This window comes from Mesorhizobium sp. (genome assembly GCF_004963255.1).
Lineage (GTDB): Bacteria > Pseudomonadota > Alphaproteobacteria > Rhizobiales > Rhizobiaceae > Mesorhizobium.
The window spans coordinates 233043-239042 of the sequence record NZ_SUGA01000006.1; the positions used below are offsets into that span (position 1 = coordinate 233043).

At 62.1% G+C, this 6000-nt stretch carries 6 protein-coding genes; 3 read left to right on the top strand and 3 right to left on the bottom strand.

The genetic code is table 11. The features are described 5' to 3' along the window. Positions 1-359: 359 nt before the first annotated feature. Together E5X34_RS10255 and E5X34_RS10260 are read right to left on the bottom strand one after the other, a co-directional pair. Positions 360-998, bottom strand: coding sequence for a class I SAM-dependent methyltransferase (locus tag E5X34_RS10255; RefSeq protein WP_292563710.1), 639 nt, complete (start codon positions 996-998; stop codon positions 360-362). Between the two features lie 939 nt (positions 999-1937). Further along, the gene (locus tag E5X34_RS10260) at positions 1938-2129 is read right to left on the bottom strand and encodes a hypothetical protein (RefSeq protein ID WP_292563712.1); all 192 of its coding nucleotides are present in this window, start codon (positions 2127-2129) and stop codon (positions 1938-1940) included. A gap of 233 nt (positions 2130-2362) precedes the next feature. Between E5X34_RS10260 and E5X34_RS10265 the strand changes: the two genes are divergently transcribed. Beyond that, on the top strand, positions 2363-2584 hold the full coding sequence (locus E5X34_RS10265; RefSeq protein WP_292563714.1) for a hypothetical protein: 222 nt from the start codon (positions 2363-2365) through the stop codon (positions 2582-2584). Between the two features lie 65 nt (positions 2585-2649). Here E5X34_RS10265 and E5X34_RS10270 read toward each other — a convergent pair whose 3' ends face one another. Further along, positions 2650-3582, bottom strand: coding sequence for a YbhN family protein (locus E5X34_RS10270; RefSeq protein ID WP_292563717.1), 933 nt, complete (start codon positions 3580-3582; stop codon positions 2650-2652). Positions 3583-3833: 251 nt separating this feature from the next. On the opposite strand from E5X34_RS10270, the gene E5X34_RS10275 reads away from it, so the two are divergent. Next, a complete protein-coding gene (locus tag E5X34_RS10275; protein WP_292563720.1) occupies positions 3834-5231 on the top strand; it encodes a Ppx/GppA phosphatase family protein in 1398 nt (465 codons plus the stop codon). Further along, on the top strand, positions 5228-5923 hold the full coding sequence (locus E5X34_RS10280; RefSeq protein WP_292079710.1) for an RlmE family RNA methyltransferase: 696 nt from the start codon (positions 5228-5230) through the stop codon (positions 5921-5923). Before E5X34_RS10275 ends, E5X34_RS10280 begins: the two co-directional genes overlap by 4 nt. Positions 5924-6000 lie beyond the last annotated feature (77 nt).

Below are 6000 nucleotides of genomic sequence, written 5' to 3' on the forward strand. Positions count from 1 at the left end.
CTATGGCCAAAAAAGCAGTGCCTTATCAAATGTGGCAGCACGCGGCGCATTGCGTGCGCATGATTGGTCGCTCGGTCCTGGCGGTCCGAGCCCAACCACCTTCACCCGCTGGCTTTGGCCGGCGGGTTTTTTTGGCCTTAGCAAGTCAGTTAGACCGTTGAGCAATCTTGGGGAAATACCGGATGAAGAAAACCTATGGGGAACCTGTTCTTCACAAGCGAGAGCTCCTCGGCACAGTCACGGCCCAGGTTGTTGTGATGTCAGGGCCGGTTCAGCCCTCATAACTGGCCGCCTTCGAGTAAGGCCCGTCGGCTTCGGCCGGCGGGATTTTGTTGCCGCCCTTCATCAGCCGCGAGAACTCAGTTTCGCACACCCGTAGCGACGGCCCACGCCGTTTCCGAATTCGGCCTTCGAACCTCGATCTCGCTAAATCCGGTGGCTTTCAGAGCAGCGGCGATGTCGTCCGGCTCGCGTGGGGTGAAGATATCCGCCGGCATGTTCATGCGGTCCATACGCCCTTTTGGAAGGAAGCCCAAGACCACGCGGCCGCCCGGCGCGAGAACTCGGGCGAGTTCCGCAGATCCGGCTTCAAGGCTTTGCCAAAAGTAGACCGTGTGGACGCTTAAGACTTTGGTGAATGTCCCATCCCGCAGCGGAAGTTTCTCAACCGCGCCCAAGTGAAACTCTGCTCGTCCGGCGCGCACCACATCGGCAAATTTGCGCGTAGCAGCGCTCACCACATCATCAGAGCGATCAACACCGCAGACGAACGATGCGCCGCCGATAAGTCGCGGCAGTGCCGCGCCGCCTCCGAAGCCGATCTCCAGGACTTGATCTTCAGGCACCAGCTGTAGCTGGTCGACAGCGTAGCTATTTAGCCGAGCGTTGCCGCGATTCATCCCGGCACGGACTAGCCAGCCGCCGATCCCGGCCGGCCAAGCAAGCTGTTTTGCTATGAACCTTGGCGCCATGGCACTTCCCAACCCGATCCAGATCATAGGGCGGTTCGTCCGCTGCGATCAACTATCCCGTCGTCGCAGGTGATTCAGCTGGCGGGCTTTTCATATTCTACATCCTCCAGAACCCTTCTCTACGGCGTGGCGTTTCCGATTTGAAAGTGAGCTCACCTTCCATTTGCTCCGGCCGCGACGGGCTTTCGCAAGCAGAAGCTAATGGAACATTCGAACAGCCGCCCTGTTAGGGGACGCTGTCATCTGTCTCATCTCGGGACCGAATTGCCGGCATCAATCTTGCATCAGCCGAACTGCTGGCAAAACAAGGGGATCTTTCATATGCGATTGTCCGCTCAGCCTGCGCGAAGGCGAGGAACAGCGAAATGCATATACTCGGCGCCGCTGCAGATCGACGATGTGCAGATTGACGAGAACGGCGATGTGACAGTCTCGATTATTGCTCAGGACATCTACTCGAGGAATTCCGCGCAGCGCTATCAGATCACGTTGACCGAAGCCGAAATAAGCATTCTCTCAGCCAATTCTGGCATGCCGCGCCCCATCCCGTCCCCCAAAGGAACTAATTTTAGATCTATCTAAAATGGGATATTTTCTTGGAGGCTTGCAGCGCCGACCCCAGAGTCTACCCCGACTCGTCCCCCGGCTACCTGCGACGCCGGATACAGGGGCCAGTCATGGATCGGTAGCTGGCCCTCATTTCGTTTTGTGCCATCGTTCCGCCGCCACGACCAGACACCGGTGAAACCCCATCGCTGTTGCTGTAAAGCTACAGCGGCCGAACTCATCCCGCTCTATGACATCCCTTGTGCGGGGTTCTTGGATCGGGCGGACCATCCGGGGAAAGGGGCGCACAAGCAGTCTGAGGGAAGATAGCCCGTCGGCTCACGCTGGCGGGTTTTTCTTTTCTTGACAACCGACAATTGCACAAGCGAGTTTCGCCGCGTTTTGAGGGATCAGCGGCATTTATTTGAAGGCGTACTTATACACTGTCCGGCTGCTCTCCTCGGTGACGCGCACCCAAAGCCGTTCATCGGTCCGGGCCCTGACTTCCTTCCTGGTGCCGATCGTCGCTGCTTCCCACGGCGTCTGGGCGATGACAGTGTGGTGGGAAACCGGCGTGTCGCCGGCCATCTCTTCAACCAGGTAGGTTTTCATCCTTAGCGCCCCGATTCGGTCACCGATCCAACGATGAGCGCCAAGCCTTGTTCCGGTTCAGAGGCGCACAGTGGTGGTTTTGACCCGTGATCCCGAGATCCTTTGGGCCGCTACATCAAATGCAATAGACAATGTGGGCAGGAGCCGCCAAGGTGCGGTGGTCGGCGGCTATGTTATGGGCTCCGCTGCTCGAGAGCGACCAACGCACTCTCGCCCCCAACGGGAACAGAGAGATGCAACGGTACCTATTGCTTAACGCCTTTTACCCAGAAGACCTCGACGTGCTGAAGCGCGTATTTGACATTCTGTGCCGCGAGCGCGGTTGCCAGCCGGGTTCGCCGGACGCCGAAGCTACCGCCTTGCTACTGGTCAACATGTTCGAGGGCGGCCGAAGAACGGAAGAAGAGCTGCTTGAGGCGGTTCGGGCCACGCAGGCCTACCGCCGGGCGAGCTAGGCGGCACCAACTGAGATCAACCGAAGCCTTTTTGCGGATGCTCCCCTCGCAAGCGGGCAAAGGGCTCAACTGCCGCCTTTGCTGTACTGCGAATGCTCGAAATAGAGCACCATGCAAAGGCCGATCAGCAGCGGAATGATGAGATAGAACAGGCGGAACACCAGAAGCGCTGCAAGCACGCCGACCGGATCCATGTCCGAAAGCCCGGTGAGGAAGACGACCTCGAACACGCCAAGCGCGCCCGGCGCATGGGACAGGAGCCCGATCGAGAACGAGACCATGAACACGCCGAGCACCACGAAATAGCCGGGATTGCCGGTCTCCGGCAGGGCGAAATAGATGATCGCGGCGGCGGCCAACAGCTCGACGGGCCCGACCAGCAACTGTCGCGCCACGATCGGCAGCGCGGGGTAGTGCAGCTGGAAGGAGCCGATCTTCAAAGGTCTCAGCCCCAGCCAACTGCAGAAGGCATAGGCGCCGACGAGGATGAGCATGGCGAGCCCCGCGGCGAAGGCGGCGCCATGGTGCGGCGCGCCGGTGAAGCGATCGATGACCTGCGGCTCGAACAGCAGAACGAGGCCGCCGAGGAAGACGCTGGAGAGGATGAAGGTGAACCAGCAGATCGCCACCAGCACGCCGATCTCCTGGCCGGTCAGCCCCCTTGTGCCATAGGCGCGATAGCGGATCACCGCACCGGAAAACACTGAGCCGCCGATATTGTGCGACACCGCGTAGGTGGTGAAGGAGCACAGCGTGACGAACAGCCACGATACTTTCTTGCCGATATGCAAGAGCGCTATGTGGTCGTAACCAGCGAGCGAGGCATAGGCGACGACGGAGCTCAGCGCCGCCAGCACCCAGCCGCGCGGCGGGATGGCGGCGATGCCGGCCCAGACGTCGTCGAGCGACACGCCGCGCAGTTCGTGAATGAGTAGCCACAGCGAGAACGCGACGGCCGCGATGCCTATGACCGGCCAGAAATAGCGCCTCCCATTCATGGCGTTGTCATCATGCGTTGCAGCTCATTGTTTTGATGGTGCCCAACCTCTTCGAACCCGCATTTGAGACATGCCTGATTGAAGCCGGCTATTCAACCGGCAAGACATTGCACCAAACGTGACCCTGCCAAAATTCGAGCCCCGCGCTCTTGGTGATTGTGAACGGCGCTGCTACTCTGTTGCCAACTTGAAACAAATCGAGGTGCCTGCTGCGTCCGTTCCCGGTTCGCGCGGCGCCGGAAGGAACTGAAGTGGAAGACCACGATACCGGCGCGGGCGCGTCGGCAGTGGGCATGTCCGGGGCATCGCCGGCGCAGTCGGGAGGCCCGCAACCGGCGCGATTCAGCCGCCACGCGGGTGCGCACCAAAGACATGCCGACCCCAGACATGCCGGCCCCAAACATTCCGGCCCCAAACATGCCGGCCAGAGACAGACTGGCGCCGGTCAGGCCGACCAGCATGGCGATCAGCCGAAAGGCAAGACGCGCAAGCGCCGCAAGCGCAAGCGCGGCCGCAAGGTGTTCGCGCGTGACGAGAACGGCGCCGTGCCCAATGCCGTGCCTGTCAGCACGACGGCAAGCCAGCCTCAGAGTCCGCCTTTGCAAGCCGAGCGAAGGCCGCCGCTCCAGCCTTCGCCACGTCCACCCCAGCAGGAATTGCCTGTCTTCGCCGCGCTCGACCTCGGCACTAACAATTGCCGGTTGCTGGTCGCGGTGCCTGGCCGTCACGGCCAATTCCGCGTCATCGACGCCTTCTCGCGCATCGTCCGGCTGGGTGAGGGGCTGACGGCCAGTGGCCGGCTCGGCCAGGCCGCGATGGACCGCGCCGTCGAGGCGCTGAAGGTCTGCGGCGAGAAGTTGCGCAACCGCAAGATCAGGAAAGCCAGGCTGATCGCCACCGAGGCCTGCCGTTCGGCCGCCAACGGCGTCGAGTTCCTGGATCGCGTCGAGCGCGAGGCCGGGCTGAAGCTGGAGATCATCGACCGCCAGACCGAGGCCCGCCTTGCCGTTTCCGGCTGCGGCTCGCTGGTCGAGCGCGACACGCAAGGCGTGGTGCTGTTCGACATCGGCGGCGGCTCGTCCGAAATCGCGCTGATTGACCTGACCGGACGGCGCTCGCCACGTCTGGCCAATCACATCGTCTCCTGGACCTCGTTGCCCGTTGGCGTCGTCTCGCTTGCCGAGCGCTTCGGCGGCCGCACGGTGACGCGAGAGACCTTTGCCGCCATGGTCGACGATGTGGCCGCGCGGCTGAAGGCCTTCGATGGCCGCGACCGGCTCGCGCATGTGCTGGCCAGCCCCAACTTCCATCTGCTTGGCACCTCCGGCACGGTGACGACGCTCGCCGGCGTGCATCTCGATCTCGATCGCTACGACCGCCGCCGCGTCGACGGGCTGTGGATGGACCGCGACAGCGTCGATCGGATGATCGAGCGGCTGATCGGCTGGGATTTCCAGCAGCGTTGCGCCAACCCCTGCATCGGCGCCGACCGCGCCGATCTCGTGCTCGCCGGCTGCGCCATCCTGGAAGCGATCCGCGGCGTGTGGCCGTCCGAGCGGCTGCGTGTCGCTGATCGCGGCCTGCGCGAGGGGATCCTGAGCGAGCTGATGGCCGATGACGGCGTCTGGCGGAATGATGGGCGCCGATGACGAAGAAACCGGAAAAGCCGGGCTCGGCCAGCCTGCGCGTGCTCAAAACTCGCATCAAGAAGAAGAGCGGTCTGAAGGAATCCTCGCGCCGCTGGCTCGAGCGCCACATGAACGATCCTTATGTGCAACGCTCCAAGGCCGACGGCTACCGCTCCCGCGCCGCCTATAAGCTGATCGAGATCGACGACAAGCATCATCTGCTGAAGCCCGGCATGAAAGTCATCGACCTGGGTGCCGCGCCCGGTGGCTGGTGCCAGGTGGCAGCCGCGCGGACGAAATCGTCGGCGGAAAATCCGCATGTCGTCGGCATCGACTATCTCGAAATGGATGCGGTTCCGGGCGCCATCATCCTGCAGATGGACTTCCTCGACCCGGACGCGCCGCAAAAACTGGCCGAGGCGCTGGGCGGCCAGCCGGACGTAGTGCTGTCCGATATGGCGGCGCCCACGACCGGCCACCGCCGCACCGATCATCTGCGCACCATGCATCTGTGCGAAGTCGCGGCCGATTTCGCGCTGCACGTGCTCAAGCCCGGCGGCCATTTCCTCGCCAAGACATTTCAGGGTGGCGCCGAGAACGAACTCTTGTCGCTGCTGAAGCAGAATTTCCGCTCGGTCCATCATGTGAAGCCGCCGGCTTCAAGGGATGAATCGGTGGAGCTCTATTTGCTGGCGAAGGAGTTCAAGGGGTAGCGCCTTCTCCTTCTCCCCTTGCGAGGGTTTTGCACGGGAGCCGATATTTAGCGCACGAGGCAGATGGGCGTTTTTTG